The sequence below is a fragment of the Nonomuraea purpurea genome (assembly GCF_042650645.1).
Classification (GTDB): Bacteria; Actinomycetota; Actinomycetes; order Streptosporangiales; family Streptosporangiaceae; genus Nonomuraea; species Nonomuraea purpurea.
The window spans coordinates 90,709-116,281 of sequence record NZ_JBHSBI010000010.1 but is presented as its reverse complement, the minus strand read 5'-3'; the positions used below and the strand labels follow the sequence as shown (position 1 = coordinate 116,281).

29 protein-coding genes are annotated in these 25,573 nt (G+C 70.0%); 16 read left to right on the top strand and 13 right to left on the bottom strand.

Annotation, left to right across the window (positions count from 1 at the left end):
* Positions 1–90: 90 nt before the first annotated feature.
* From ACFOY2_RS20950 to ACFOY2_RS20935, 4 genes are read left to right on the top strand one after another with little or no spacing between them, the layout of a single operon-like run.
* Positions 91–1,779 (top strand): nitrite/sulfite reductase, encoded by a 1,689-nt coding sequence (locus tag ACFOY2_RS20950; RefSeq protein WP_379529741.1) that lies wholly within the window; start codon positions 91–93, stop codon positions 1,777–1,779.
* Complete coding sequence (locus ACFOY2_RS20945) at positions 1,776–1,922, top strand: Insertion element protein (RefSeq protein ID WP_379529740.1); 147 nt, start codon at positions 1,776–1,778, stop codon at positions 1,920–1,922. The genes ACFOY2_RS20950 and ACFOY2_RS20945 overlap by 4 nt, the downstream gene beginning before the upstream one ends.
* Positions 1,919–2,647, top strand: a complete 729-nt coding sequence (locus ACFOY2_RS20940; RefSeq protein WP_379529739.1) for a phosphoadenylyl-sulfate reductase — start codon at positions 1,919–1,921, stop codon at positions 2,645–2,647. The genes ACFOY2_RS20945 and ACFOY2_RS20940 overlap by 4 nt, the downstream gene beginning before the upstream one ends.
* Positions 2,629–3,405: a sirohydrochlorin chelatase gene (locus ACFOY2_RS20935; protein WP_379529738.1), complete on the top strand. Its 777-nt coding sequence runs from the start codon at positions 2,629–2,631 to the stop codon at positions 3,403–3,405. The genes ACFOY2_RS20940 and ACFOY2_RS20935 overlap by 19 nt, the downstream gene beginning before the upstream one ends.
* Positions 3,406–3,444: 39 nt before the next feature.
* Here ACFOY2_RS20935 and ACFOY2_RS20930 read toward each other — a convergent pair whose 3' ends face one another.
* The gene (locus ACFOY2_RS20930; protein ID WP_379529737.1) at positions 3,445–4,278 is read right to left on the bottom strand and encodes a DUF1707 SHOCT-like domain-containing protein; all 834 of its coding nucleotides are present in this window, start codon (positions 4,276–4,278) and stop codon (positions 3,445–3,447) included.
* Positions 4,279–4,450: 172 nt separating this feature from the next.
* Between ACFOY2_RS20930 and ACFOY2_RS20925 the strand changes: the two genes are divergently transcribed.
* Positions 4,451–5,785 carry an ankyrin repeat domain-containing protein gene (locus ACFOY2_RS20925; RefSeq protein WP_379529736.1) on the top strand — a complete coding sequence of 445 codons (1,335 nt, stop codon included), beginning with the start codon at positions 4,451–4,453 and terminating at the stop codon, positions 5,783–5,785.
* A 67-nt stretch (positions 5,786–5,852) separates the two neighbouring features.
* Here ACFOY2_RS20925 and ACFOY2_RS20920 read toward each other — a convergent pair whose 3' ends face one another.
* The 3 genes from ACFOY2_RS20920 to ACFOY2_RS20910 all read right to left on the bottom strand — a co-directional run bounded on the left by ACFOY2_RS20920 (position 5,853) and on the right by ACFOY2_RS20910 (position 8,013).
* Complete coding sequence (locus tag ACFOY2_RS20920) at positions 5,853–6,281, bottom strand: hypothetical protein (protein WP_379529735.1); 429 nt, start codon at positions 6,279–6,281, stop codon at positions 5,853–5,855.
* A gap of 284 nt (positions 6,282–6,565) precedes the next feature.
* Entirely contained in the window at positions 6,566–7,456 is an 891-nt protein-coding gene (locus ACFOY2_RS20915; protein ID WP_379529734.1) for a maleylpyruvate isomerase family mycothiol-dependent enzyme, read from the bottom strand.
* A complete protein-coding gene (locus tag ACFOY2_RS20910) occupies positions 7,456–8,013 on the bottom strand; it encodes a sigma-70 family RNA polymerase sigma factor (protein ID WP_379529733.1) in 558 nt (185 codons plus the stop codon). The genes ACFOY2_RS20915 and ACFOY2_RS20910 overlap by 1 nt, the downstream gene beginning before the upstream one ends.
* Before the next feature lie 175 nt (positions 8,014–8,188).
* On the opposite strand from ACFOY2_RS20910, the gene ACFOY2_RS20905 reads away from it, so the two are divergent.
* Positions 8,189–8,614 carry an OsmC family protein gene (locus tag ACFOY2_RS20905; protein WP_379529732.1) on the top strand — a complete coding sequence of 142 codons (426 nt, stop codon included), beginning with the start codon at positions 8,189–8,191 and terminating at the stop codon, positions 8,612–8,614.
* A gap of 78 nt (positions 8,615–8,692) precedes the next feature.
* Positions 8,693–10,816, top strand: coding sequence for a glycogen debranching protein GlgX (glgX, locus tag ACFOY2_RS20900; RefSeq protein WP_379529731.1), 2,124 nt, complete (start codon positions 8,693–8,695; stop codon positions 10,814–10,816).
* A gap of 37 nt (positions 10,817–10,853) precedes the next feature.
* Here the strand turns inward: glgX and ACFOY2_RS20895 are convergent, their stop codons facing one another.
* Positions 10,854–11,249: a hypothetical protein gene (locus ACFOY2_RS20895; protein ID WP_379529730.1), complete on the bottom strand. Its 396-nt coding sequence runs from the start codon at positions 11,247–11,249 to the stop codon at positions 10,854–10,856.
* Positions 11,250–11,376: 127 nt separating this feature from the next.
* Here ACFOY2_RS20895 and ACFOY2_RS20890 point away from each other — a divergent pair, with 127 nt between their 5' ends.
* From ACFOY2_RS20890 to ACFOY2_RS20880, 3 genes are read left to right on the top strand one after another with little or no spacing between them, the layout of a single operon-like run.
* Entirely contained in the window at positions 11,377–12,099 is a 723-nt protein-coding gene (locus ACFOY2_RS20890; protein ID WP_379529729.1) for a pyrimidine reductase family protein, read from the top strand.
* A gap of 58 nt (positions 12,100–12,157) precedes the next feature.
* A complete protein-coding gene (locus tag ACFOY2_RS20885) occupies positions 12,158–13,300 on the top strand; it encodes an ATP-dependent DNA ligase (protein ID WP_379529728.1) in 1,143 nt (380 codons plus the stop codon).
* A 26-nt stretch (positions 13,301–13,326) separates the two neighbouring features.
* Complete coding sequence (locus ACFOY2_RS20880) at positions 13,327–13,668, top strand: hypothetical protein (RefSeq protein WP_379529727.1); 342 nt, start codon at positions 13,327–13,329, stop codon at positions 13,666–13,668.
* Positions 13,669–13,736: 68 nt separating this feature from the next.
* On the opposite strand, the gene pgeF is transcribed toward ACFOY2_RS20880, so the two are convergent.
* The 7 genes from pgeF to ACFOY2_RS20845 all read right to left on the bottom strand — a co-directional run bounded on the left by pgeF (position 13,737) and on the right by ACFOY2_RS20845 (position 19,869).
* Entirely contained in the window at positions 13,737–14,447 is a 711-nt protein-coding gene (gene pgeF / locus ACFOY2_RS20875) for a peptidoglycan editing factor PgeF (protein WP_379529726.1), read from the bottom strand.
* Positions 14,448–14,593: 146 nt separating this feature from the next.
* Positions 14,594–15,367, bottom strand: coding sequence for an enoyl-CoA hydratase/isomerase family protein (locus tag ACFOY2_RS20870; protein WP_379529725.1), 774 nt, complete (start codon positions 15,365–15,367; stop codon positions 14,594–14,596).
* Positions 15,364–16,845 carry a tripartite tricarboxylate transporter permease gene (locus tag ACFOY2_RS20865; RefSeq protein ID WP_379529724.1) on the bottom strand — a complete coding sequence of 494 codons (1,482 nt, stop codon included), beginning with the start codon at positions 16,843–16,845 and terminating at the stop codon, positions 15,364–15,366. The genes ACFOY2_RS20870 and ACFOY2_RS20865 overlap by 4 nt, the downstream gene beginning before the upstream one ends.
* The gene (locus ACFOY2_RS20860; protein ID WP_379529723.1) at positions 16,845–17,321 is read right to left on the bottom strand and encodes a tripartite tricarboxylate transporter TctB family protein; all 477 of its coding nucleotides are present in this window, start codon (positions 17,319–17,321) and stop codon (positions 16,845–16,847) included. Before ACFOY2_RS20860 ends, ACFOY2_RS20865 begins: the two co-directional genes overlap by 1 nt.
* Positions 17,318–18,274, bottom strand: coding sequence for a tripartite tricarboxylate transporter substrate binding protein (locus ACFOY2_RS20855; RefSeq protein WP_379529722.1), 957 nt, complete (start codon positions 18,272–18,274; stop codon positions 17,318–17,320). The genes ACFOY2_RS20860 and ACFOY2_RS20855 overlap by 4 nt, the downstream gene beginning before the upstream one ends.
* Positions 18,271–18,657, bottom strand: a complete 387-nt coding sequence (locus tag ACFOY2_RS20850; protein ID WP_379529721.1) for a thioesterase family protein — start codon at positions 18,655–18,657, stop codon at positions 18,271–18,273. Before ACFOY2_RS20850 ends, ACFOY2_RS20855 begins: the two co-directional genes overlap by 4 nt.
* A 3-nt stretch (positions 18,658–18,660) precedes the next feature.
* Positions 18,661–19,869: a CaiB/BaiF CoA transferase family protein gene (locus ACFOY2_RS20845; RefSeq protein WP_379529720.1), complete on the bottom strand. Its 1,209-nt coding sequence runs from the start codon at positions 19,867–19,869 to the stop codon at positions 18,661–18,663.
* 133 nt (positions 19,870–20,002) lie between these two features.
* Between ACFOY2_RS20845 and ACFOY2_RS20840 the strand changes: the two genes are divergently transcribed.
* Genes ACFOY2_RS20840 through ACFOY2_RS20825 form a run of 4 tightly spaced genes read left to right on the top strand, consistent with a single transcriptional unit; the run spans position 20,003 to position 22,405 of the window.
* Complete coding sequence (locus ACFOY2_RS20840) at positions 20,003–20,716, top strand: GntR family transcriptional regulator (RefSeq protein WP_379529719.1); 714 nt, start codon at positions 20,003–20,005, stop codon at positions 20,714–20,716.
* Positions 20,713–21,102, top strand: a complete 390-nt coding sequence (locus ACFOY2_RS20835) for an FAS1-like dehydratase domain-containing protein (RefSeq protein WP_379529718.1) — start codon at positions 20,713–20,715, stop codon at positions 21,100–21,102. Before ACFOY2_RS20840 ends, ACFOY2_RS20835 begins: the two co-directional genes overlap by 4 nt.
* Positions 21,099–21,485, top strand: coding sequence for a MaoC/PaaZ C-terminal domain-containing protein (locus ACFOY2_RS20830; protein ID WP_379529717.1), 387 nt, complete (start codon positions 21,099–21,101; stop codon positions 21,483–21,485). The genes ACFOY2_RS20835 and ACFOY2_RS20830 overlap by 4 nt, the downstream gene beginning before the upstream one ends.
* Positions 21,482–22,405: a hypothetical protein gene (locus tag ACFOY2_RS20825; protein ID WP_379529716.1), complete on the top strand. Its 924-nt coding sequence runs from the start codon at positions 21,482–21,484 to the stop codon at positions 22,403–22,405. The genes ACFOY2_RS20830 and ACFOY2_RS20825 overlap by 4 nt, the downstream gene beginning before the upstream one ends.
* On the opposite strand, the gene ACFOY2_RS20820 is transcribed toward ACFOY2_RS20825, so the two are convergent.
* A complete protein-coding gene (locus ACFOY2_RS20820) occupies positions 22,402–22,989 on the bottom strand; it encodes a GNAT family N-acetyltransferase (RefSeq protein ID WP_379529715.1) in 588 nt (195 codons plus the stop codon). The genes ACFOY2_RS20825 and ACFOY2_RS20820 overlap by 4 nt on opposite strands.
* Positions 22,990–23,067: 78 nt before the next feature.
* Between ACFOY2_RS20820 and ACFOY2_RS20815 the strand changes: the two genes are divergently transcribed.
* The gene (locus tag ACFOY2_RS20815) at positions 23,068–24,501 is read left to right on the top strand and encodes an aldehyde dehydrogenase family protein (protein WP_379529714.1); all 1,434 of its coding nucleotides are present in this window, start codon (positions 23,068–23,070) and stop codon (positions 24,499–24,501) included.
* Between the two features lie 19 nt (positions 24,502–24,520).
* A complete protein-coding gene (locus ACFOY2_RS20810) occupies positions 24,521–25,396 on the top strand; it encodes a tetratricopeptide repeat protein (RefSeq protein WP_379529713.1) in 876 nt (291 codons plus the stop codon).
* The last annotated feature ends 177 nt before the right edge of the window (positions 25,397–25,573 follow it).

Here is a 25,573-nt window from a genome sequence, read left to right as displayed (position 1 = left end):
GAGCGCGTCGCGAAATCTCCTCCACACCCCTGCCCCTCGATGACGAGGCCGGAGGAAGTGTGCGCGCGCCCATGAACCGAAGGACGCGCAATGAGCACCCCTGCCAGCCGCACTCCCGCCAGTCGACACCACAAACGCCCGCGCGGCGAAGGCCAGTGGGCTCTCGGTTACCGTGAGCCGCTCAACAAGAACGAAGAGAACAAGAAGAACGACGACGGCCTCAACGTCCGCCAGCGCATCATCGACATCTACTCCAAGCGGGGCTTCGACTCCATCGACCCCGCCGACCTGCGTGGACGCATGCGCTGGTACGGCCTCTACACCCAGCGCAAGCCCGGCATCGACGGCGGCAAGACGGCGATCCTGGAGCCGGAGGAGCTCGACGACCGCTACTTCATGCTGCGGGTGCGCATCGACGGCGGCCAGCTCAGCCTGGCCCAGCTCCGGGTGATCGCCGACATCGCCAACGAGTACGGCCGCGGCACCGCCGACCTGACCGACCGCCAGAACATCCAGATCCACTGGATCGAGATCGAGTCGGTGCCCGACATCTGGGAGCGGCTGGAGGCCGTGGGCCTGTCCACGACCGAGGCGTGCGGCGACACCCCGCGAGTGATCTTGGGCTGTCCGCTGGCCGGGATCGACTCCGAGGAGGTCCTCGACGCCACCGCGCAGATCCACCAGGTTCAGGAGCGCATCGTGGGCAACCCGGAGTACTCCAACCTGCCGAGGAAGTTCAAGTCGGCGCTGAGCGGCTGCCCGGCGCACTGCACGGTGCACGAGATCAACGACGTGGCCTTCGTCGGCGTCGTCAACGAGCGGGGCGAGATCGGTTACGACCTGTGGGTCGGCGGTGGGCTGTCGACGAACCCGATGCTGGGCAAGCGGCTCGGGGTGTTCGTGCGGCCGGAGAAGGTGACCGACGCGTTCGAGGGTGTCGTCGGGATTTTTCGTGATTACGGATACCGGCGGCTGCGGCACCGCGCCCGCATCAAGTTCCTGGTCAACGACTGGGGGCCGGAGAAGTTCCGCGAGATCCTGGAGACCGAGTACCTCAAGGAGGCGCTGCCCGACGGGCCCGCGCCCGAGCAGCCGCGCGGCAGCCGCCGCGACCACGTCGGCGTCTTCCCGCAGAAGGACGGCAACTTCTACGTCGGCTTCGCGCCGAAGGTGGGCCGGCTCGACGGCGACAAGCTGCACCTGATCGCCGACATCGCCGAGCGGCACGGCTCCGGCCGCGTCCGCACGACCGTCGAGCAGAAGATGGTCGTCCTCGACGTCGCCCCCGACCGGGTCGACTCGATCGTGGCCGAATTGGAGGCCAACGACCTGCAGGTCAAGCCGTCCACGTTCCGCCGCCAGACCATGGCCTGCACCGGCATCGAGTACTGCAAGCTGGCCATCGTCGAGACCAAGGCCAGCGCCGCGCAGCTCATCGACGAGCTCGAACGGCGCCTGCCCGACTTCAACGAGCCGCTGACCATCAACGTCAACGGCTGCCCCAACTCCTGCGCCCGCATCCAGGTCGCCGACATCGGCCTCAAGGGCCAGCTCGTCGTGGACGAGAACGGCGAGCAGGTCGAGGGCTTCCAGATCCACCTGGGCGGCTCGCTGGGCGTCGAGTCCGGCTTCGGACGCAAGGTCCGCGGCCTCAAGACCACCGCCAAGGCGCTGCCCGACTACGTGGCACGCGTCGTGACCAACTACGACACCCAGAAGAAGGAAGGCGAATCGTTCGCCGACTGGGTGCAACGGGCCGACGAGGCGGACCTGAAATGACGACACGAGCGGTCCCCTTCCACTGCCCCTACTGCGCAGACGAGGACCTGGAGCCGTACACCGAAGGCGACGGCAGTTGGTACTGCCGCGCCTGCGCCCGCGCCTTCAAGCTGAAATTCCTGGGAATCGGAGTGAAGATATGACGCTGGTGGACATCGAGGTCGGTCTGAAACAGCAGGGCGGAGCGCTGGACCTGCAGGACATCGTCGAATCCGCCGCGACCTTCCTGGAGGGCGCCCCCGCCCGCGAGATCATCCGGTGGGCGGCGGCGACGTTCGGCGACCGGCTGTGCCTGACCTCCTCGATGAGCGACGCGCTCCTCATCGACCTGGTGAGCAGGGTCAAACCCGGCGTGGACGTGTTGTTCATCGACACCGGCTACCACTTCGCCGAGACGATCGGCACGAGGGACGCGGTGCGGCAGGTCTATGACGTCAACGTGATCGACATCAAGCCGTCGCGGACGGTCGAGGAGCAGAATCGCGACCTCGGGCCGCGCCTGTTCGGCCGCAACCCCGACCTGTGCTGCTACCTGCGCAAGGTGGAGCCGCTGAACCGGGCGCTGGAGCCGTACCTGGCGTGGATCTCCGGCATCCGCCGCGACGAGTCGCCCAGCCGGACCGGCACCAAGGCCGTCGAGTGGGACGCCAAGCGGCAGATGGTCAAGGTCAACCCGATCGCGGGCTGGACCCAGGAGGACGTCGACAACTACATCTCCGACAACGGGGTACTGATCAACCCGTTGCACTACGACAACTACCCCTCGATCGGCTGCGCGCCGTGCACGCGGCAGGTCGCGGAGGGAGAGGATCCGCGCAGCGGTCGCTGGGCGGGCCTGGGGAAGGTCGAATGCGGCATTCACCTGTGATCCCCAGCAGGGGACCCGTCCCGTTGGCAGGCGGGACGGCCCCCGGCCGCGTGCCACTGGTGGCGGTGGCGCACGGGTCGAAAGATCCGCGCGCCGCCGCCACCGTGGCCGCGCTGCTCGACCAGGTGCCGCTGGACGTCCGTGTGGCCTACCTGGACCACTGCGCGCCCACGCTCGGGCAGGCCCTGTGCGGCCTTGAGGAGGCCGTGGTGCTGCCGCTGCTGCTCACCGAGGCATATCACAGCCGGGTTGACCTGCCGGCGGCGCTGAACGAGGTACGGGCGCGCGAGCCTCGGCTGCGCGTCCACTACGGCAGCACTTTGGGGCCGCATCCGCTGCTCCTGGCCGCGCTGGAGCGGCGGCTGGCCGAGGCGGGCGTGCGGCCCGGCGATCCCGATACCGCGGTGGTGCTGGTGTCGGCGGGTTCGAGCGACGCCAGGGCCAACGCGGTGGTCTCCGGGCTGGCGCGGACGTGGCGGCGGTCCGGCTGGTGGACGGTGACGGCGGCGTACGCGTCGGCCGCCGCGCCGGCTCCCGAGGAGGCGGTCGCCGCGCTGCTGCGGGCGGGCGCGCCGCGGGTGGTCGTCGCGCCGTACCTGCTGGCACCGGGCTACTTCGCCGACAAGGTGCGCCGGGCCGCGCTGGCGGCAGGGGCGGCCGTCGTGGCCGACGTCCTCGGTCCCGCACCCGAACTGGCGAACGTCCTGCTGGAACGTTACGAGGCCGCCCAGCGACAGCCGGTGTCACTCGTCGGCTGAACAAAGGGCTCGCCGCAGGCTTGGCGGGCGTGCGGCGGGTCAGTAACCGCGGCGCAGGTCGTCCCGGTCGTCGCGGCGCTCGCCACGGAGCTGGCGGCCCACGTCACGGTGCATGTCGCGAAGCTGATGGTTCACCTCACGGTGCACGTCGCGGATCTGGCGGTCCACGTCACGGTGCTCGTCGCGGATCTGGCGGCCCAGTTCGCGGCTCTCCGCGCGGAGGCGGCGGCCAAGGGCGCGCCAGTCGTCGCCGTGCATGCGCCGCCAGTGCTCCCGCCAGGCCGCGAACCCGCGTTGCAGGGGTTGCGCCTGCGAGTCGCCGACGATCTTGACGTCGCCCATCACCGCGTACGCGCGCACCCGCACGACGGGCACGTTCATGCCGGGAGCCGCCTCCAGCACGTCGACCTTCTTGTCGCCCATGATGGCCATGCCATCGAGGTCCACGTTCACGCCGTCGGGCACGATGATCTTCACATCGCCCATGACGGACACGGCCGTGATATCCACCATGTCCGTACGCACCTCGGCCTCGCGCAGGTCGAGCACCACGTCGCCCATCACCGCGACCGCGCCGAGCTCCTGGTCGATCCGCCACTTGCCGCGCCGTTTGGAGTCGCCCATGACGCCCACGAACCAGCGCCGCTTCTTGCCCTCGCGCGCCGCAGGGGCGGGAGCGGGCGCGGGGGCGCCCGTGGGCAGGTCCTGGGTGAGCAGGGCCAGCTCCGCGTGCGTGGTGGCGGTGTAGGCGGCCTCGGTGCGGTCGGTCAGCTCGGCGAGCGTGAGCCTGCCCTCCACCGAGGCGACACGGAGCTGCTCGACGACGGCCTCGCGCTCGGCGTCCGACGCGCGGACGTCACCGGGATCAGTCATACTCGCAACATATCGCGTCTTGCCGCGCTTGAAGCTCCTCCCTAGGGAGGAAACCCATACATACGTCGAACCACGAGGTTTGAACCTGACGGGGGGCGGGGCGCGTACTACGCCATGACACGGGGCCCTGGCTTGGTCCGGGGCGCGGCCAGACCAAGCTAGGGTCCGTGTCATGCATGAGGAACAGCTCTACCGCGCGGCGTTGGACGGCGAGACCGAGACCGTGGGCAGGCTGCTCGCCAGTGGCGCCGACCCCGACAAGGCCAGCGAGGGCGAGGACGGCGGCCTGCCGCTGTGCGCGGCCGCCGCCCGGGATCGCGAGGAGGTCGCGACCGTTCTGCTGGAGGCCGGCGCCGAGGTCGACGGGCGCGAGGACGGCGGCTGGACGGCGCTGCTCTGGGCCGCCGCCAACGGCAGCGACCACACGGCCAGGGTGCTGGTCGGGGCGGGCGCCGAGGTCGACGTGACCAACGACGTCGGCGACACCCCGCTCACGCTGGCCGCCAGGCGCGGCGCGCTGGGCGTGGTGCAGGTCCTGCTCGAGGCGGGGGCCGCCCCCGAGAAGTACGACGGCGACGGCGACACGCCGCTGGAGATCGCCGTCGACTGGGTGGGCGTGCACCTGGAGAGCGCCCTGCTCGATCAGGTCGAGCAGGAGGGCTGGGAGTACGTCGTGGTCCGCCAGCACGCCCACGACGGCACCGAGCTGGTCACGGTGACCGGCCGCTCGGCCGACGGCTCAGAGACCGAGCAGGTGCAGGCGCAGCGCGGCCACGCGGCCATCGCGACCCTTCTGGAGGACGCGGCGGGCGTCTACACGCCGGCGGAGCGGCTCGTGGCACGGGCCGTGGCGCATCGCGACATCGACGCCGACGCCGAGACCTGGTGGATCGTGGCCGACGCGCTGGGCAAGCGGGCCGACGAGGAGACCTACGAGGCGCTGGCCCGGCTGTGCGTGAGTGAGGATGCCAGGGAGCGGGAGTTCGGGGTGGACGCGATCGCCCAGTTCGGGTTCGCGGAGGGTGAGAAGCCCTACCTGGAGCGGACGCTGCCGCTGCTGCAGAAGATGGTCACCACCGAGAGCAACCCGCAGGTGCTGCGCTCGGTCCTGTCCGCGCTCGGCCACCAGGGCGACCCTCGGGCGCTGCCCTACGTGCTGGACATGATCGAACGTCCCGGGCACAAGCGCACGATGACGGACGCCATCGCGCTGGCCGACGTGCTGCCGCCCGACCACGAGGAGGGGCTGGCGCTGCTGATCGGGATGTCCCGCGACGAGGAGACCGAGGTCCGCGACTGGGCCACCGCCGGGCTGGCCGGGCTGTCGGCCGACACGCCGGAGATCAGGCAGGCGCTGGCGGACCGGCTCACGGACGCGGACCTGCGCACGGTGGCGGAGGCCACGCGCGGTCTCGCCGCCCGAGGCGACGAGCGGGCCGCGCAGGGCCGGGAACGGGTACTGGCGGAAGCCGACGACGAGGACGTCAGAGGCCTGGTCACGGAGTAATACCGCTAAAACCGACAAATGCCGTGGCCGATTGACCGGCCACGGCATTTGTTTATGGCCAAGGTGATTACAACGGCCACCACCAGTCGTTCTTGTCGCGGCTGCCGACCATCCAGTCCCAGTCGCTTTCCCGCTCGAAGTCCTTGAAGTCTCTGAAGTCCCTTTCGAGCATCTCGTCCTTTTCTTCCTTGACCGGAGGCCTCTTGACCGGCTCAACCGGCTTCGTGCGCCCGAAGCGCTCCTCATGAAGACGACGCGGCTTCTCGCGCTTGAAGAGGCGGCGCTCGAACAGGTCGCCGTTGCGCTTGTGCTTAGCGCCCCGCGAGCGCGGCTCCCACCAACCGCAGCGACGCCAGCCACAGCGCGCCGGGGGCTTCCCGCGGGCGACGGACCCGACGCCGACCTGGAGGTCGGAAGCGCCTGCGCTCGCCCCGGCCACTCCCTGGCCCATCGGAAGGATCATGAGGCTGGCAGCCGCTCCCGCCAGCGCCAGCATGGCGACGCGCTTTTGACGTGGATGCCGAGTTTCTGTTTTCACGTGCATTCGTTCCGTTTCATGGGTAGTTGACCCGATATCCGGCAGCCATTTTCGGCAGGCGGCCGAACTGAACCTGACGTACCCACGCGTAGAATCGCATTTAACCCCGTGAATCCTCACAACCTGTCAAATCCCTGGTCTTCACGTAAGGAGCTGTCGACCAAGGATTTGGCCCTCGTTTTGCCCGCCGCGCCGCCTTCAGCCTGTCAATGGCCGCCTGCGCCGTGGCACGTCGTCATCGCCTAAGGGCCGGACAACGCGGGGGCCGCGACCAGCACGTCTCTGGCCAGGCCAAGGTCTCCGTCGAGTTCGGCGGGGAAGTCGCCGGGGTCTCCCCTGCCGCCCAGCAGGAAGCAGAAGCGCACCACGTCCGCGACGATGCGGGCGTCAGGCGTGCCCGGCTCGGTCTCCTCCACGCCCAGGGGGAGGCGCCACTCGCCCCCGCCGTCGCCGGTCAGCGTGAGGTGGAGGGTGCGGCCGGAGCCGTCCATGCCCGAGAAGAGCATCGTCCAGGGCAGCAGGCGGGCGCACAGGTCGGCGGTGGGACGGATGTGGTCGGGGATCGGGGCGGGCAGGCGCATCCGGGCCGTTCTGGCGGCGTCGTCGGCGTGGACCCAGGTCTCCAGGCCCCTGGCGAGGATGTGGTCCCTCACGACCGTGTCCAGGCCGTCCAGGGTGGCCGGCGTCGTGGGCGGCAGCTCGGCCAGGTGGCGGCAGAGGGCGTCGGCCTGGGCCCGCCAGTCTCTGCGGGTCTGTTCGGGGCTGCGGGTCCGCTCGTAGGCCTGGACCTCGTGCGTGCGCTCCAGCGAGTCGACCGTGCCGATGGGCGGGCCGAGCACGGGGGCGCCGACGGAGGCCGCGAGGATGCCGTCCTTGGCGGTCAGGTGGGCGACGAGCTCCTGGAGGGTCCAGCCCTCGACGATCACGCGCGACCAGTCGTCGTCCGCGGCCGAGGCCAGCAGGGCGTCCATGGCCGCGACGCGGCCGGCGTACGGTTCGGCCCATGACGCGGTCGGAGCCGCGGGCCTGCGCCGCGCCCTGGCCCCGGCCAGGAGCTGGGGCCGCAGTGAGCCGACCGGCACCTGCGGGTCCTCCATCATCGCGTCCAGATAGAGACGCTCGACGGGGTCCATCACACCTCTTCCTCCGCAAGCGCGTCCGCCAGGCGCCGCAGCGCCAGCCGGATGCGCGACTTGGCCGTGCCCTCGGGCACGCCGAGCTCCTCGCCGACCTGACGGTAGGTCCGGCCGCCGAAGTAGGCCAGCTCCACCGCCTGCCGCAGGCCGTCGGGCAGCGCCGTCACCGCCTGCCGCACCCGCTGGGCCTCGTCGGCGGCGAGCACGGTGTCCTCCAGTCTCACAGGCTCGCGCTCGAACAGCCGGGGCCCCAGCGCGGAAACGCGCCGGCGTTCCTCGGCGCGCACGTGATCGACCGCGCGGCGGTGCGCGATCGTGGCCAGCCACGCGCGTAACGTGCCGCGTTCCGGGTCGTAGGCCAGCGGCCTGTCCCAGAAGACCAGGAAGACTTCCTGGGTGATGTCCTCGGCGATCACACGGTCCCTGGTGACCCGCAGGGAGAGGCCGAAGATCAGCGAGGAGAGCCGATCGTAGACCTCCCCCAGCGCGGACTCGTCGCCGCCGACCACCCGCTGATGGAGCAGGCGGTCGTCGTACGGTGCCTCCACTGGCACCACACTCCCGTGTAAATACGGACCAAGGCGGCGAGTGCGCCGCGACCCGAGCATGTCACTATTCGTTGGAAAAGTAGAGACGGATGACCGGCCGACGGGGACTTTGCCGGCTCGCGATAAGGTCGGAGAACTACTTGTCCGCCGCGTAAACCGTCAACGGATGGAGCACACCGTCATGGCCACGACTCGCACCGCCACCACGCAGTGGAAGGGCGCCCTGCTCGACGGTTCCGGCACCGTGTCGCTCGACACCTCGGGCGTGGGCACGTTCGAGGTCTCCTGGCCCTCCAGGGCCGAGGCGGCCAACGGCAAGACCAGCCCGGAAGAGCTCATCGCGGCCGCCCACTCCTCCTGCTTCTCGATGGCGCTCTCCCACGGTCTGGCCGGGGCCGGCACGCCGCCCGAGTCGCTGCAGACCAGCGCCGACGTGACGTTCCAGCCGGGTGAGGGCATCACGGGCATCGTGCTCACGGTCAAGGGCCACGTTCCCGGCATCACGGCCGAGCAGTTCCAGGAGGCCGCCGAGACGGCCAAGGCCAACTGCCCGGTCAGCAAGGCCCTGACGGGCACCACGATCTCGCTCAACGCCGAGCTCCTCTGATCGTCGTTCCGAACCTCGCCGCGGCGATCGGGCCATTGAGAGACCCGGAGCGCTTGCCGCGTGCGACAATTGGGTCACATGCGTGAGGTCTGGCCGGGCGAGCCCTATCCACTCGGCGGCACCTGGGATGGCGTGGGCACCAGTTTTTCGGTGTTCTCCGAGGTCGCCGAGCGGGTCGAGCTGTGCCTGTTCCATGACGACGGCACCGAGGAGCGGGTCGATCTGCCCGAGGTCGACGGGTTCGTCTGGCACGGCTACCTGCCGGGCATCCAGCCGGGCCAGCGCTACGGCTACCGCGTCCACGGCCCTTACGAGCCCTCCCAGGGCCATCGGTGCAACCCGGCCAAGCTGCTGCTCGATCCGTACGCCAAGGCCATCGACGGCGAGCTGACCTGGAACGAGGCGCTGTTCCCCTACCACTTCACCGATCCCTCCAGGGGCAACACCGACGACAGCGCGCCCTTCATGCCGAAGAACGTGGTCGTCAACCCGTTCTTCGAGTGGGGCAACGACCGGCCGCCGCGCACGCCGTACCACCAGACCGTGATCTACGAGGCCCATGTGCGCGGGCTCACCATGCGCCACCCCGACGTGCCGGCCGACCTGCGGGGCACGTACGCGGGCGTGGGCCATCCGGCGATCATCGAGCACCTGCTGTCACTCGGCGTGACGGCGGTCGAGCTCATGCCGGTGCACCACTACATGCCCGAGCACTTCCTGGTGGCCAGGGGGCTGACCAACTACTGGGGCTACAACACCATGGCCTACCTGGCGCCCCACGGCCGCTACTCCAGCGCGGGGACGCGGGGGCAGCAGGTGCTGGAGTTCAAGGCGATGGTGCGGGCGCTGCACGAGGCCGGCATCGAGGTCATCCTCGACGTGGTCTACAACCACACGGCCGAGGGCGACCACATGGGGCCCACGCTGGGCTTTCGCGGCATCGACAATTCCGCCTACTACCGGCTGCACGACGGCGACCGGCGCTACTACCTCGACTACACCGGGTGCGGCAACTCCCTGAATGTGCGCTCGCCCCACGCGCTGCAGTTGATCATGGACTCGCTGCGTTACTGGGTGCTGGACATGCACGTCGACGGGTTCCGGTTCGACCTGGCCTCGGCGCTGGCCAGGGAGCTGCACGACGTCGACCGGCTGAGCGCGTTCTTCGACCTCATCCAGCAGGATCCGGTGATCTCGCAGGTCAAGCTGATCGCCGAACCGTGGGACGTGGGTCCGGGCGGGTACCAGGTCGGAAATTTCCCGCCATTGTGGACGGAATGGAACGGCAAATATCGGGATATCGTGCGCGATTTCTGGAGGGGCACCCATTCCGCCCTGCCGGAATTCGCCTCACGCCTGACCGGCTCCGCCGACCTGTACGAATCCTCCGGCCGCCGCCCCGTCGCCTCGATCAACTTCGTCACCTGCCACGACGGGTTCACACTCACCGACCTGGTCTCCTACGACCACAAGCACAACGAGGACAACGGCGAGGACAACCGCGACGGCACCAACGACAACCGCTCATGGAACTGCGGCGCCGAGGGCCCCGTCGAGGACCCCGAAATCGTCACGCTCCGCCGCCGCCAGCGCCGCAACCTCCTGACGACCCTCTTCCTTTCGCAGGGCGTGCCCATGCTCTCCCACGGCGATGAGATCGGCCGCACCCAGCGGGGCAACAACAACGCCTACTGCCAGGACAACGAGCTGGCCTGGGTCGACTGGTCGATGGTGCGCACGGAGTCGGAGCTGCTGGAGTTCGTCCGGTCGCTGGCCAAGCTTCGCCGCGAGCACCCGGTCTTCCAGCGCCGCCGCTTCTTCCACGGCCGCCACCCGGACAACGGCGACCGCGACCTGGTCTGGCTGACCCCCAGCGGCACGGAGATGACGGCGGGCGACTGGCACATCGGCTACGCCAAGTCCCTGATGGTCTACCTGAACGGCGAGGCGATCACCGAGCCCGGTCCCCGGGGCGAGCGGATCGTGGACGACTCGTTCCTGCTGCTGATCAACGCCCACCACGAGAGCATGACGTTCACGCTGCCGGGCGGAGAGTTCGGGAGCGGGTGGCTGCCGGTGCTCGACACCACGCACGAGATGGTGGAGGAGGGGTTCGAGGACGAGATCCGGCAGGAAGGCGACCTGGTGGCCGTTACCGCGCGCTCGCTCCAGGTCCTCCGCAAACCACGCAAGACCAAGTAACCAGGCACGGGCGTCGCTCCAGAAGCCACGGCCGTTTTCAGAAGAAGCGGGCCGCGCTGGCCGACAGGAACACCAGCGTGAACGTCGCCACCCCCGCCAGCCCGTGGAGCGTCACCGCGAGCAGCGGAAAGCCCCGCCCGCCGATCACGTGCCGTCCGGCCCCCAGCCACCGGGTGAACATCGCGAACCCCAGCAGCGCCGCCACCGCCAGCCCGCCGAAGGCCGCCCAGGCCAGCACCCTGCTCCCCGTGGCGAGCCCGGCCGCCCAGCACACCAGCGACGACACGGCGAGCGCCGGGTGGGAAAGGACCAGCGTGACCGGGTAGCGGGTGACCTTGGCCCGGCGCAGGCCGCCTCCCGACAGCCAGAGGCGGAACAGGTACGCTCCGGCGAGCGCGGTGATCGTCCACGTCACAGCGGTGACCAGGCCCACTGCGGCTCCCTTCCCCTTTCGACCACGTAAGCACGATGCAGCGAGCCCGTCCCGGGATAGGCAAAAGTGCTATCTGCCGCAATCCCCCCGGCGGCCGATTGTCGGTGGGGTGTGCCAAGGTAGAGGAGTGCGGCGCATCCATCCCGACATACAGGACAATCCAGACATCGTCCAGGCCTACGCCTATCCCGAGAGCCGGACGTGGCTACGGCTCAACATGGTGGCGAGCGCCGACGGCGCTGCCTGGCTCAAGGGCAGGTCAGGTGGCCTGTCGAGCGCGGGCGACCGGCGGATCTTCCAGACCCTGCGCGGGCTGTCCGACGTGATCGTCGCGGGTGCCGCGACCGTGCGCAAGGAGGGGTACGGCCCGGTCAAACCGCGCGAGTCGTGGGCCGAGATCCGCGCGGGCAGGCCCGAGGTCCCGCCCATCGCCGTCATCACCCGCAGCATCGGCTTCGACCTCGACGACGAACTGTTCACCGACGCCACCAGCAGGACGATCGTGATCACCTGCGAGAGCGCGCCCCACGAGCGGCGCAAGGAGGCGGCCAAACGGGCCGACCTCATCGTGGCCGGCGATGAGGGCGTCGACATGCGCCAGGCCGTGGCCGCGCTGCACGATCGGGGGCTGACCCGCATCCTGTGCGAGGGCGGCCCCCGGGTCAACGCCCAGCTCTCCGCCTGCGGCCTGGTCGACGAGCTGTGCCAGTCGATCAGCCCGATGCTGGTCGGGGGCGGCGCGGCGCGCATTCTCAACGGCGAGCCCGCACAGGTCGGGCTGCATCTCAGCCAGGTCCTCGAAGAGGACGGGGTCCTCTTCTGCAGATATACGAGGGAGCCGAGCTCATGACCGAGCTTGTCGAGGTCGTCAATAAACAAGGAAACATGGGCCCGACGAAGGAGGGTTCATGACTGAACCCACCGCGGAAGACCAGGTTCCCGAGCTGGTGCCCGGCCTGCCGGTTCGCCCGCCGGTGCCGCCCATGCTGGCCAAGCCCGTCAAGGCGATGCCCAAGCAGGACGGCACGCTGTTCTACGAGCCGAAGTGGGACGGGTTCCGGTGCATCGTCTTCCGCGACGGTGACGAGGTCTACCTGGGCAGCCGCAACGAGCGGCCGTTCACCCGCTACTTCCCCGAACTGGTCGAGGCGGTCAGGGCCGAGCTTCCCGACAAGGTCGTGGTCGACGGCGAGATCGTGCTGCCCATGGGGCCGCACCTCGACTTCGACGCGCTGGCGCAGCGCATCCATCCGGCCGCGTCGCGGGTGAAGACGTTGTCGGAGCGCACTCCGGCGCAGTTCATCGCCTTCGACCTGCTGGCGCTGGGCGACGAGTCGCTGATGGAGGCGCCGTTCTCCGAGCGCCGCGCCCGGCTCGAAGGGCTCTTCCCGGAGAAGGGCGGGTCCATCCGGCTGACGCCCGTCACGACCAGCGACGAGCAGGCGGGCGAGTGGTTCGAGACGTTCGAGGGGGCGGGGCTCGACGGCATCATCGTCAAGCCCGGCGACCAGCCCTACCTGCCCGACAAACGCACGATGTTCAAGGTCAAGCACGAGCGCACGGCCGACGTCGTGATCTGCGGCTACCGCGAGCACAAAACGGGGCCGATCGTAGGTTCGCTGCTGCTCGGCCTCTACGGCGACGACGGGAAGCTCCACCACGTGGGGGTGGCGGCCTCGTTCCCGATGGCGCGCAGGGCCGAGCTGGTCGAGGAGATCAAGCCGTACATCACGGACCTGAGCGAGCACCCCTGGGGCCACTGGGCCGAGCAGGCGGCGGCCAACATCGGCCAGCCCGCCGCCGGTCCCGCGACGGGCGGGCAGCGGGTGCCGGGCGCGGTGTCGCGGTGGAGCGCCAAGAAGGACCTGTCGTTCATCCCGCTCCGGCCCGAACTGGTGATCGAGGTGGCCTATGACCAGATGGAGGGTGACCGGTTCCGGCACACGGCGCAGTGGCGGCGCTGGCGCACGGACCGCACGCCGGAGTCGTGCACGTACGAGCAGCTTGAGCGTCCCATCAGTTACAACCTTGACGACATCCTTGCCCGTTAGCCCAATATCCCCTTATATCTCGACCTATGAGTACAGGTGATGAGCTGAAGGCCGCCGTGTCCGCACGGCGCGACCTCGGCCCCGACTACGAGGACGCCGTGGTCGATTCGTTCCTCGACAAGGTCGGCCAGGAAGTCGATCGCCGGGTCGACGAGCGGCTGGCCGCCCGTTCCCCCAAGAACGTCGTCCGTCAGGGGCCGTCGGAGTCGCAACGGCTCGCGCTGGCGATCGTCTCACTGTCCCTGGGCACCCTCGCGACCCTCGTCCTGGTGCTGGCCGACAGTGCGAAGGCAACGATGCTCATCCCGATCTGGGTCGGGATCATCATCGTCAACGGGCTGTTCAACGGGCCGCGGGGGAAGGGATAGCGCCTGGCGAGGGGGTGTTCGGTAGCGGTCCACGCGGGAACCGTGGCGGCGCCGGTATCAGGTGGGGATCAGGTGGTGAGCCAGATGAGGCCGGCGAACCGGCCGCCGGGCTGCTCGCGGCGGTGCGAGTACAGCTCTTCCGACTCGATCGTGCAGCGTGCGTCGTGGCGTACGTCCGTCAGGCCCGCCGCCCTGAGCTGGGCCTCGATGCCCGCTCTCAGGTCGAGCGCGGGCGTCTGCCATGAGGTCGTCGACCACGTCTCCGGGACGCGCCCGGCCACCCGCTCCCGCAGCTCGGCGGGAACCTCGTAGCAGCGGCCGCACGCGCCTGGCCCGATCAGCGCCGCCATCCGGCCCGGCTCCGCCCCCTTGGCGGCCATGGCCTCCACCAGGGAGGTGGCGATGCCCGCCTCGGTGCCGGGCCGGCCGGAGTGAGCGGCGCCGACCATGCGCGCCACCGGATCGGCCACCAGCACCGCGGGACAGTCGGCGCCGAGCGAGGCCAGGGCCAGCCCCGGCTCCGTGGTGAACACTCCGTCCAGCGCGGGCGGGTCGTCACCGAACGGCTCGCTCACGTAGGCGACGTCGGCGCTGTGAACCTGGCGCATGAAGACGACGGCCCGGACGCCGAGCTCCGCCGCCACGCCCTCCCGATTGGCCCGCACGGTCGCGGGGTCGTCACCGACCATGCCACCGAGGTTGCGCGACCCGAAGGGCGGGACGCTGACTCCCCCGTGCCGATCGGTGACGGCGACGCGCACTCCAGGAGCCAGTTGCATGCCTCGATCTTAAGCCCCCAGGCCAAAACACCCCGCCCCTTTGAGGGTGCCCGAGCCGGGCAGGGGCGCGGCTCGGGCGTTGGCGGCACGTCAGTCGGGGTCTCGGCCCGTGATGACCGGCCGGTGGTCGCCCGTCTCATGGGGTGTCAGTGGCCCTGCCAGGTGACCGGTTGTTTGGCCAGGAAGGCGGGGACGGCGGCGTGGAAGTCGGCGCTGCCGAAGACCGTGGAGACGATGTCGTCCCCGTCCGGGAGGCCCGCGACCCGCAGCCGTCTGACGGCCTCCTTGGCGGCCCACATCGACAGCGGCGCGTGCCCCAGCAGCCGTTCCTCCACCTCCGCCTGCCGGGCGGGAAGCTCCTCCGCGGTGCAGAGTTCGGCGACGAAGCCGGCGGCGTGGGCCTCCTCGGCGGTGTACATGCGGGCCCGCAGCAGCATGTCCAGGGTGCGGGCGGGGCCGAGGTGGTGGACGAGGAGGGAGTAGGTGTTCATGGACAGGCAGTTGCCGAGCGTCCTGGCGATGGGGGCGCCGAACCGCGCCCCGGGCACGGCCAGGCGCAGGTCGCAGGCGGCGGCCACGACGAGGCCGCCCCCGACGCAGTAGCCCTGGATCACGGCCACGGTGGGCACTTTGACGCGTTCGAGGCGGTCGATGATGCGCTGGACCTTACGCTCGTACGCAACGCCATCCGAACCATCGGAAAAGCTGGAAAATTGGGAAATGTCGGTCCCGGCCACGAACGCCCGTCCGCCCGCCCCCGACAACACCAGCACCTTGACCTCGGCAGAGGCGTCGGCCCGTTCGCAGGCGTCGTAGAGGCCGTCCCACATGGCCCAGGTCAGCGCGTTGTGCTGGCCGGGCCGGTTGAACGTCACCCGCAGCACCGGCCCGTCGGCCGCGACGATGAGCTCCTCGCTCATACCTTCTCCTTCCGGGGGATCAGCTTGACGAGAGAGGGCCCGGCCAGCAGGAGGGCGGCCAGGGCGAGCACCGCCAGCGCGATCGGCCGGCCGAAGAGGAAGGTCAGGTCGCCGTCGCCCATCGCGGACGTCTGCACGAGCGCCTTCTCGAACAATGCCCCGATCACCAGTCCCAGCACGAGCGGCGCCATCGGCAAGTCAAACTTTTTCATGAAATATCCGATGAGCCCGAAGACGAAGACGATCCAGACGCTGAACATGTTGTTGTCGATCGAATAGGCCCCCACGAAGCTGGTGACCAGAATCAGCGGATACATGTACCCGTAGGGGATCCGCAGGAGCTGCGCGAACAGCGGCGCGAGGGGCAGGTTCAGCACCAGCAACAGCACGTTCCCGATGAAGAACGAGGCCAGCAACCCCCACACCAGCTCCGGCTGCTCGTCGAAGAGCAGCGGCCCCGGCTGGATCCCGTACATCATGAACGCCCCGAGCAGCACGGCCGTGGTCGCCCCGCCGGGGATGCCGAGCGCGAGGGTGGGCACGAAGTTGGCGTTGGCGGCGGCGTTGTTGGCGCTCTCCGGCGCGGCGACACCCTCGATCGCCCCTTGCCCGAACTCGTGTCCGTTGCGCGAGACCCGCTTCTCCACGCCGTAGGCGAGAAAGGAGGCCAGCGTGGACCCGGCGCCCGGCAGGCAGCCGAGCAGGTAGCCGATCACGCTGCCGCGGGCGATGGCGCCCTTGGAACGCGCGAGCTCCTCCTTGGTGATCACCAGGTCCCTGAAGCGGGCCCGGATGGGCTCGGCGGCGCCCTGCCTGATCTGGAAGAGCACCTCCCCCACCGCGAACAGCCCGATCATCACCTGGACGAACGGCAGCCCGGACAGCAGGTCCACATCGCCGAAGGTGTAGCGCGGCAGCCCGGTGGCCGCGTCCACGCCGACGGTGGCCAGCAGGATCCCGAGCACCGCCATGGCCAGGCCGCGCAGCCGGGCCCCGCTGGAGAAGCTGACGATGGTGGTCAGTCCGAGGACCATGACGGCCAGATTCTCGGGCGGCCCGAAGTCGAGCGCCAGCTTGGCGAACGGCGGCGCCATCGCCACCAGCAGCACCAGCGAGACGATGGCGGCCACGAACGAGCCGATGGCCGCGATCGCCAGCGCCGCCCCCGCCCTGCCCCTGCGGGCCATCTGGTAGCCGTCGATCGCGGTGACCACGCTGGCCGCCTCGCCGGGGGTGGAGATCAGCACGGAGGTGATCGTGCCGCCGTACTGGGCGCCGTAGTAGATCCCCGCGAGCATGATGAGCGCGGTCAGCGGCTCGAACGACAACGTCAGAGGCAGCAGCACGGCCACCCCCGTCGTCGAGCCCAGTCCGGGCAGCAGCCCGATGACGGTTCCCGCGAGGACGCCGACGAAGCACCAGAGCAGGTTCGCGGGCGTGAGCGCCGCCCCGAAACCCATGATCAGGTTGTCGAGCATCAGCCGTCGCCCCCGACCCCCAGCAGCCCGCCGGGCAGCGGCACGCCCAGGAAGAGCACGAACACCGCGTACAGCACCGATGTGGCGACCACCGCCACGCCCGCCGCCGACACCACGCGCTGCCGCTCCACGAACGCCGACACCGTGAACACCAGCAGCCCGAACGCCACCAGGAACCCGGTCACCGGCACCAGCAGCAGGGCGGCGAGCAGCAGGCCGAAGACGGTCCAGAGCGTCCTGATCCGCCGGGGGTCCACGTCCTCGCCGGACGGCGGTGCGCCGCCGCGGACCGAGCGCACCAGGCACGCGGCCGAGAGCACGGCCAGCGCGACCCCGCTGACCAGCGGCAGGAACCCGGGCCCCACCTGCCCGCCCTCCTTGGTGACGCCGTAGCCGAACGAGGCCGCGGCCATGCCCGTCGACAGGCAGACGAGCACCGCCCAGACCGCGGGCTCACCGCGCAGCAGGGACCTCATGACGACTTCTTCAGCAGTGGTTCGAGGTCTGTGCCGACCTGGTCGAGGTAGGAGCCGAACGCGTCCCCGTACAGCTCGGACTGCTGCAGGTAGTTGTCCTTGAGCCACTTCTGGAACTCGGCGGTCTTGGTGACGCCCTTGGCCGCCGCCTCCCAGTAGGCCCGCTCCCGCCCGTCCAGCCCGCCCGGCGCGAAAATGCCTCTGAACTGCACGTACGAGACGTCGATCCCCTGCTCTTCGGCTGTCGGGAGCCCGGCGAGCTCGGGGTAGGCGTAGCGCTTGTCCGTGGTGACGCACAGGCCCCTGAGGTCGCCGGACCTGAACTGGCCGATGACCTCGCCCGGGTTCAGCAGCGCGATCTGGATCTGGCCGCCGAGCACCGCGGGCACCAGTTCGCCGCCCGACTCGAACGGCACCCGCTGGAACTTCACCCCGGCCTTCTGCTCGATCATCGTGAAGATCACGTTGTCGACGCCGAACGCCCCGGACATGCCCACGCTGACCCGCCCGCCCTTGGCCGCGTTCACCACGTCGGAGCAGCTCTTGTACGGCGAGTCCTTCTTGACCACGAGGATCCCGCCGTCCTCTGCGAGCTTGGCGACGGGCGTGAAGTCCTTGCGGGTGAAGGACACCTGGCCGCTGAGCGGCAGGGACAGGATCGCGTTCTCGGTGGCGAGCAGGTAGTTGCCGTTGCCCTTCTTGCCCAGCATGGCCGAGTAGCCGACCGCGCCCGAGCCGCCCTCGCGGTTCTCGACGGTGACCTTCAGCCCGGGCTGGGCCTTCTCCAGGGCGGCGGCGACGGCCCGTCCCGCCAGGTCGCTCCCGCCGCCGGCGGCGAACGGCACGATCATGCGGACGTCGCCGCGCGGCTTCCACTCGCCGCCCGCGTTCGCGTTCTCCGCGCCGCAGGCCGTGACCCCGAGCAGGAGTACGGCCAGCACGGCGGCCCTCATGACTCCAGCTCCTTGAGCTTGGCGGCGAACCTCCCGAGGTCGATGACGAAGCGCTCATGCGTTCCCGTGCCGACCTTCCCGTTGCCGTCCTCGGCCACCACGGAGAACGCCACCCGTCGCCGGTCCACCTCGGTCACCGTGGCGGTGGCGGTCACCGTGCCGCCCTTGAGCGTGGGCGCCACGTGCGCGATCTCGACCTTGCTGCCGACGCTGCCCTGCTCCGCGGTCAGGTAGGGGGCCAGCGCCGCGATCGCGGCGTCCTCGATCAGGTGGACCAGGTTGGGGGTGGAGAAGATGTCGTGGTCGCCGCGGCGGGTGCAGTGGCGCTCCGCCACGACCCAGGTGAGGCTGGCGCTCACACCCGGGGTCAACTGGTCGCTCATGAGCTACTCCAAGGGGGTGGGGGATTGGGCCGCCGCGCCTTCGGCGAGCAGCCGGTCGATCTCCTGCTCGGTGTGGCCGCATTCACGCAGCACCGCGACGGTGTCCGCGCCGAGCAGCGGTCCCGCGGGGCCGCGTCTCGTCGGCGTGGCCGAGAAGCTCATGGCCGAGCCGAGCTGGCGTACGGCGCCCATCTCGGGATGCTCGGCATCCCAGAAGAAGCGCCGCTGGTTGAGGTGTTCGTCGTTGAACACCTGCGCGTAGTCGCTGATGGGAGCGCACGGGACGCCTTCGGCTTCGAGCGCGGCCACGACCTCGGCCGTGGTGCGTGTGCCTGTCACCCGCTCGATGGCGGGGATCAGCTCGTGCCGCAGGCTGTGCCGGTCGTGCGCGTCGGCATAGCGCTCGTCGCCGAGCAGGTCGCTCAGGCCGAGCGCGGCGCACAAGCCCCGCCAGGTCTTGGGGGTGACGGCGCCGACCGTGCACCAGCCGTCGGAGGTGCGGATGGCCTGGTACGGGGCGGTGCTCTGGTGCGCGGAGCCGAGCGGGCCGCCGACCTCGCCGGTCGCGAAGTACTTGCCCGCCTCCCAGATGGCGAAGGACACCGCCGATTCCAGCAGTGACACGTCCACGTGCTGGCCCTGGCCGGTCAGTTCGCGGGCGTGCAGCGCGGAGACCGCGCCGAGCGCGCCGTACAGGCCGCACACCAGGTCGGCGATCGGCACGCCGACCTTGACGGGGTCGCCGTCCGGCATGCCGGTGACGCTCATCAGGCCGCCGCGCGCCTGGGCCATGATGTCCAGGCCCGGAAGGTTCGCGAGGGGGCCGTCCTGGCCCCAGCCGGAGGCGGAGACGTACACGAGCCCGGGGTTGAGCCGGTTGAGGTCGTCGAAGCCGAGGCCGAGCGCCCGCATGGCGCCGGGGCGCAGGTTCTCCACGAGCACGTCCGCGCCCTGGACGAGGCGGCGGAAGGCCGCAACGCCGCGCTCGGACTTCAGGTCGAGGGCGATCGAGCGTTTGTTGCGGTTGAGCCTGGCGAACGGCGAGCTGTGCCCGGCCGTGAACGGGCCGATGGCCCTGACCTGGTCGCCGCCCGAGGGGTTCTCGACCTTGATGACGGTGGCGCCCAGGTCGGCCAGTTGCATGGTCGCGAAGGGGGCCGCCATGAACGCGCCGACTTCGACGACTCGGACACCGGACAGTGGACTGGTCATGGGGACAAAAACCTCACTTCAGCCGGATTGGTCTATTGTCTACAGAAGACAACTCGGCTAGACAAGAGTTCTGCCGGAAGTTCTTCGGCACTATGGCGGCAGACACTGATCGCCTAGGACAAGAGAGACCGCGATGCGCATCGAGGCACCCCCCAGCATGGTTCAGCTCGCCACAGAGGCCCTGATGCGCATGCTGCTCAGCGGCCGGCTGCAGCCGGGCGACCGGGTGGTGGAGAACCAGCTCACCCAGCAACTCGGCGTCAGCAGGCCGCCGCTGCGCGAGGCGATGCGCGTGCTTGAGCAGCAGGGGCTGATCACGCAGCAGCCGCGCAAGGGCGCGTTCGTCACGCGGCTCACGCTGCACGACATCTACGAGATCGTCACGCTCCGCCGCGAACTGGAGCGGATGGCCGTCGACCTGGGCGTTCCCGTACGCGAGGAGTCCCGGCTGCGCCGCTGCCACGCCGCGCTCGACCGGCACGAGACCTGCGCGCGGGCCGGCGACTGGATGGGCGTGCTGGAACAGGCCGTCGAGTTCCACAGCTCGGTCATCGGGTTGTCGGGGCACCGGCGGCTGGAAGAGGCCTACCGCTCGATCCAGCTCCAGATGCTGCTCTGCATGGGCATGAACCGTCAGGCCAGAGCCTCGGGCGAGTCGCTCGTCGGCGACTGGGAACGGCACCGGCGCCTGCTTGAGGTGATCGAGGCGGGCGTCCCCGAGGCCGTGCACCGGGAGCTGGCCGGACATGGGGACATGACGTTCCTCGACGGCATCGAGGACCGGGTCGGCGGCCACTCCCCCGAGTCGCTGGCCTGGCTGCGGCGGGTCAGGGAAGGAGAAGCATGATCGAAGCTCTGCGGGAGGCCGTGGGCTGGGCCGGGCCGCCGCGCGAGGACGTCGTCGAACGCCGCCATCTGGCCTTTTACCTGCGCGCCGTCGGAGACGACGGGGACGAGGTGCCGGCCACCTTCACCGCGTGCTTCCTCGACGAGCCGCCCTCGCTGCCGGCCGCCGCGTCGTACGGGTCCGGATGGCTGAACGGCGGCGACCGGTTCGAGTACCACGCGCCGCTGCGGGTCGGCGACGTGATCGTCTCCCGCCCGCACTTCACTGGCGTGGTCGAGAAGCACGGGAAGGCCGGACCGATGGCGTTGCTGACGTTCGAGACGGAGTTCCGCCGGCCGGACGGCGAACTGGTGGTCAGGCACATCGGGACGAGGATCAGGAAATGACCGACCTGCCCGCACTGACGGAGACCACCACGCTGCGCCGGCTCGTCGAGTACGCCGGCGCCTCGGGCGACTTCTACGAGATGCACTACGACCTCGCCTTCGCCCACTCGCTCGGCCATCCGGAACTGGCCGTACACGGGCTGCTCAAGGCGGCGTACCTGGGCAGGCTCGTCACGCGCTGGCTGGACGGCCGGGGACGGCTGAGCGTGCTGGAGGTCAGCTACCGTGGCATGGACTTCCGCGACCGCGCCCACACCTGCCGCGGCCGGGTGGTCGCCACGGACGGGAGGCGGGCGGAGCTGGAGCTGTGGGGCGAGGACGACACGGGCCGCCGCACGACACTCGGCCGCGCCGAAGTGATCTACAACGAGGGGGGCTCGTGACCAGTCTTGCCGATCTGCATGGTCTCATGGCTCGCATCGGGCATCCCGTGGTGCAGGCCGCCGCTCCCGTCTCGTCCGGGTTCGCGGACGGGGCGCCGTACCGGTTCGAGATCCCCAGCGTCGAGGGGCCAGGCGTGCTGGAGGCGGTCGTGGCCGAGGCCGACCGGCTCGGCGTGCCGGTCACCAGGACCTCGCAGGGCAGCGGCGTGATGATGCTGACCGACGCCGAGATCGCGCAGATGGCGCGAATCGGCGCCGAACGCGGCATGGAGGTCAACCTGTTCCTCGGGCCGAGGGCCGCCTGGGACACCGGCGGCCAGGCCAAGCTGACCCAGGCCGTGGGCGCGGCGGCGCGCGGCAACGCGATGGTGGCCGCGTGCGTGGCCGACGCGCTGCGGGCGTGTTCGCTGGGCATCCGCAGCCTGCTCGTCGGCGACCTCGGCACGCTGGAGGTGCTGCGCCTGCTGAAGGAGGACGGCACACTGCCGGCCGGTCTGGTGCTGAAGACGTCCGTGCTGATGCCGCTCACGAACGGCCCGACTGCCGCGATCATGGAGCGTCTGGGCGCGACCACGGTCAACGTCGGCACCGACCTGACCGTGCCGCACCTGGCCGAGGTCAGGGCCGCGACCCGGCTGCCGATCGACCTCTATCTGGAGGTGCCCGATGACCAGGGCGGGTTCGTGCGCTTCTACGAGGCGGTCGAGATCGTCCGCGCCGCGGCGCCCGTCTACCTCAAGATGGGCCTGCGCAACGCGCCCAACATCTACCCGTCGGGCGGTCATCTCGGCGTGGTGCCGAAGGAGCTGGGGCGCGAGCGCGTGCGCAGGGCGGCGCTGGTGCAGCGGCTCATCGAGCAGCTCGACCCCGCGCTGGCGGGGCCCTCGACGGCCTCCGACATCGGCGTCCCGGAGATTTAGGCTGTGCGGGCCGGTGACCAGCCCGGGCCGCCGGGGGCCGATCCGTGCAGGACGACGCCGGCGGGCCTGCCGAGGTCGACGAACATGCGCACGTCGTCGAAGCGCCGCGTGCCGACCTCGATGACGTTCGGCAGGCGGCCCCACTCGCGGAAGCCGAGCGACTCGTACAGCTCGATGGCGCCGTGGTTGTTGCCGCGCACGCCGAGCGTCAGCATCTCGATGCCCGCCGCGCGGGCGCTGTCGATGAGCGCGGTCACGACGAGCCTGCCGAGGCCGAGCCCGCGGGCCTCGGGGTGGGCCATGATCTTGCCGAGCTCGGCCGAGTGGGTGAAGATCGGCGCGGGGCCGCGCCGCCACAGCCCCATGCCCTGGACGCTGCCGTCGACGACGGCCAGCGCGAGGCGGGCGTCCTTGTCGCGCACGTTCCGCAGGGTCTCCTCCAGCCAGGGGTCGGTCTCTTCTCGGGTGGGCGGGTTCAGGTAACCGACGGCTCCGCCCAGCGCCACGACGGCGTGGAAGATCCGGTGTACGGCCGCCCGCGTCGCTTCGTCGGGGGTGTCCGGCCAGGTCAGCTCAGTACTCACGATTGGCCATCATGACGTACACGACCGACATTTCGTGACACCTGGCCCGACTGATTGAGCAAGCATATGCTTGGTTTCGTGGCTGAATACCGTAATCTCATCGGCGGCGAACTGGTCCCCTGCGCACGGATGATGGACTCGGTCAATCCGGCGACCGGCGAGGCCTGGGCCCGGGTCCCGGCCGGCGGCCCCGATGAGGCCGAGGCGGCCGTGGCGGCCGCCCGCCGCGCGTTCCCCGCCTGGTCGGGGCTGCCCGCACTGGCCAGGGCCCACTACCTGCGCAAGGTGTCGGAGCTGTTCGGGCGGCACGCCGAGGAGCTGGCCCGGCTGGAGACGCGCGACAACGGGCGGATCCTGCGCGACACGCTCAAGAAGGACCTGCCGGGCATGGCACACCTGTGGCAACTCGCCGTCGGGCAGTGCCTGGACGCGGTCAAGGGCGACACCGTCATCCTCGGCCCCGACACGCTGGGGCTGACGCGGCGGGAGCCGTACGGGGTCGCGGTCTGCATCATCCCGTGGAACTCCCCCATCTCCACGTTCTCCGCCAAGGCGGCCTACGCGCTGGCCGCGGGGAACACGGTGATCGTCAAGCCCGCCGAGCAGGCGAGCGCCTCGGTGCTGCGGCTGGGCGAACTGCTGGCGGAGGTCTTCCCGCCCGGGGTGCTGAACATCGTCAGCGGGCTGGGCGAACAGGTCGGCGACGCCCTCGTACGGCACCGCGACGTCGGCAAGATCAGCCTCACCGGCTCGACGGCCACCGGGCAGGCGATCACCAGGGCGTCGGCGGACGCGTTGAAGCCCATGACGTTCGAACTGGGCGGCAAGTCCCCAAATATCGTCTTCCCTGATGCGGACCTCGACGCGGCCGCCCAAGGCGTCACCGTGAACTCCATCTACACCGGCAACGCCGGACAGGTGTGCGTGGCCGGCTCCCGCATCCTCATCCACCGCTCGATCTGGGACGAGATGCTCGGCCGCATCACCCGCGCCTGCGCGGACCTGGTGCTGGACGACCCCCTGGACCTGCGGACGACGATGGGCCCGATCGTGTCGGCGGGGCAGTACGAGCGCGTGACCTCATACCTCGAACTGGCCGAGAAGGAGGGCGCGCGGCTGGTGTTCGGCGGGCGGACCGGCGCCGACGTCGTCCCCGCGCTGCCCGGCGGCTACTGGGTCGCGCCGACCCTCTACACGAGCGAGGACAACTCGCTGCGGATCTGCCAGGAGGAGATCTTCGGGCCCGTGGCGGTGGCGCTGCCGTTCTCGACGGAGGAGGAGGCCCTGGCCATCTCGAACGACTCCGCGTACGGGCTGGCGGCCGGCGTGTGGACGCGCGACCTCGGCCGGGCGCACCGGTTCGTGCGTGATCTGCGCAGCGGCACGGTCTGGGTGAACACCTTCCGCCAGATGCCGCCCGGGCTGCCGTTCGGAGGGGTCAAGGACAGCGGCTACGGCCACGATTCTGTCCTGGAGTACACCCGCGAAAAGGCAGCCATTATCCAGATTTAGTCGGATAGATTTACGCCTCATGAGCGAGGGGATCAAGGACAGGGCCGGACTGTCCGACGCGGCCGCCCAGTCGCGCGCGTCCGTACTGCGCAGCCGCGCCGAATCATACATCGCGCTGTCGAGGCACGACGCCGCGATCGCGGATCTGACGGAGTCGATCGCGTTGGCGCCCGACAACGCCCGCGCCTGGCGACTGCGCGGCGAGAGCCACCGCGTCACCGAGCGGCACGAGGTCGCGCTGGAGGACTTCGACGAGGCGCTGCGACTCGAACCGGACAGCGCCTACGCGCTCGGCTCCCGCGGCCAGACCTACGCCGCGATGGGCCGCCTGGAGGAGGCCATGGACGACTTCGACCACGCGCTCACCCTCTCCCCCGACTCGTTGTGGATTCTGGAGGCGAAAGCGGACGTGCTCACGGACCTGGACCGGCTCGACGAGGCTCTGGAGGAGCACGCCAAAATCATCGCGCTGAACGAGGACCTGCCCTATTCGTGGGTGGCGCGCGGCGATCTCTATCAGCGAATGAACCTTTACGCCGAGGCGATCGCGGATTACGCCAAGGCTTTGGAGATCGACCCTGAGCATGTGCGCGCGTTGAGCCGCCGGGGCGAGGCGCTGCGAATGAGCGACCGATACGAGGAGGCGCTCGCCGATTTGAATCGGGCGCTGGACCTGGACCCCGACAACGATCGCGCATTCGGCAGCCGGGGCGCGGTGTTGAGCGAGCTGGGCGACAACGAAGGCGCTCTTCGGGACTTGGAGCGGGCTATCGAGCTGGATCAGGAATATATTTGGGCATATCGGGTGCGAGGGGAGATTTATCAGGAGCTGGAACGGCACGAGGAGGCCGTGTCCGACTTCACCCGGGCCCTTCATCTGGAGTTCGGGGACTGAAATTCCCCTCGCGGCGGAAATGGGCGCCAATCCGGCTCCGCAGTTCCGTATTCCGGGCGACAAACGGACGGGCGGCGCGATATAAAATCCCAAGAGCTCCTGGTCGGGCGGTAGAGGTTGTGGTGGCCCATCCGCCGGCCAGGAGCTCTGCTTCGACGTCCGGGCGATCCCCCAACC